The 1,737-nt window shown below is 54.2% G+C and carries 1 protein-coding gene; it reads right to left on the bottom strand.

Translation table 11 applies throughout. The features are described 5' to 3' along the window. Window positions 1–611: 611 nt before the first annotated feature. A partial coding sequence (gene tssF, locus FDX19_RS05275) for a type VI secretion system baseplate subunit TssF (protein WP_137381884.1) occupies window positions 612–1,737 on the bottom strand: 1,126 nt, incomplete at its 5' end.

The raw sequence follows: 1,737 nt of genomic DNA, 5'->3' as shown, positions 1-1,737 counted from the left end.
TCCCGCTCTGCGCGGTTAAAGTGACGCACTCGGTTGGTACAGCGCTTAAACATGGCGTTTCTGGTGCAGCGTTACGGTCACGCGGCAGCAAAGCCTGGCGGCAATGCAGGCCGCAGCCCGTCAGATAAAAGGCGTCGATAATCAGCGGAGATGAGTCAGCCGGTAAATTTCCGGCAAAGAGAAGTCGCTCAGCCAGTGAAGGCCGTTGCCGTTAAGCGAAGACGATGAAGCTGTCAGGTGTATGAACGTCAGCCTCAGACGCAGATTATTTTGCGTCCCGGTAATTTTCAGAGGTCGTACCGGTAAAAGGAGCCATGCTGGCGGTGCCAGGCGCTTCTTTCAGGCATGAAGCCAAAGGGACTGTCCGCAGACAGTTTGTTGCAGGCGGGAGTCTGCGACATTATTCATGGTGCAAAAAGAAGAAACTGTTTTTGGGCTTAAAACATTATTTTCGGGTCATTTACGATAACAATCTGCCGCGCTTCGCTTGCCTTCTCCCGACCGTCTGCCAGCCAGAGCTGGCAGACGGTCGGGAGAACCTGCTTTTTTATTCAGGCTTACGGTAACCAAAGAGCCTGATATTACCGGGACCAGAAAATTCATCATTCCGGTTACATCAGGGGATGCTGACCGCTGTTCTGCCACTCCCAGGATTTCTGGCTTTCCGTATTGATAATTTGCAGGTAGTGGTATGAACCGGTACTGGCATACAGCGCAAAAAACTGTGACAGCACAGCCCCCAGCAGATAGACCTCGCCCTCACTGACAAACGGGGCCGGGTTGATCCACAGCGTGGTCGCCAGCCCTCTTATCGGGACGCCCTTAAAGAGCCGGTCCACCGGTTTCGTTTCCATTCGCTCTATCGCATCCAGTTTCTCACGTGAAAGCCGGGCCAGTTGGGGATGATGAATACCGGGCAGGTCAAAAGTGCGCAGGATCTCAATCAGCGCCTCCCGCTCCAGCAGGGAAAGATAATTCAGATTCATACAGGAAATCAGCGACCAGAGCCTGTCATCGTCGGTCACCGGGTACAGCGAACGCGTCGGGCATGTAACATTACTGAAAGAGGCCACTGCCGGATTTTTGCCCACGGCGACGCAGACATCGCCGGGATGCAGTTGTTCAGGTAACATCCGGTTGGTACAGACCAGCTCAGCCGTAACAACTTCATTTTCTGTCAGGGAAGGATCCGGCGGGTTGCCATCGGCATGTATGAAAGCGACGGTGTGCTCAGTACCGCGATGGAGTAGCGAGGTTTTTGTCCGGTGCTGCCAGTACACCACTTTCCTCTGGCCGCTGAATTCTGTCTGATGGTCAAAACTTTCAAACTCAGGCCATATCTGCCTGTTTTTACCTTTCCCGGACGCCTCCTCCGGGGCCTGAGTGTGGCTGCTCACCGACGCCACCCGGAAAATATCATACGCGTCCGGGCGTCGGCGGCTGGCAAGCAACGGATATTGCAACGCACGGCCATCGGGTCGGATCGGTTCAGCAGAGTGCATAAACAGGTTAACAGCAGGCGTGCAGTAAAGTCGCAGCGAACGGTTGTCCAGTTTGACCTCACCGGGCAGAGGATCGCAAAAATGCAGCCGCAGCGTAAAATGACTGAGCGGAAAATCATCCGGCAATGACATGGCCCCACGAAGGTGGAAGAAGAAAAAACTTTCCGGAAAGCAAAAATATTCCTGGAGAACCCGGTAGCCATTGTGGACCCTTTCAGGCCAGGGCAGCAGAGCG

Source organism: Citrobacter sp. wls619, from assembly GCF_005281345.1.
Classification (GTDB): Bacteria; Pseudomonadota; Gammaproteobacteria; order Enterobacterales; family Enterobacteriaceae; genus Citrobacter.
The sequence above is the reverse complement of the archived record's forward strand: the minus strand, read 5'-3'. Positions and strand labels throughout refer to the sequence as shown.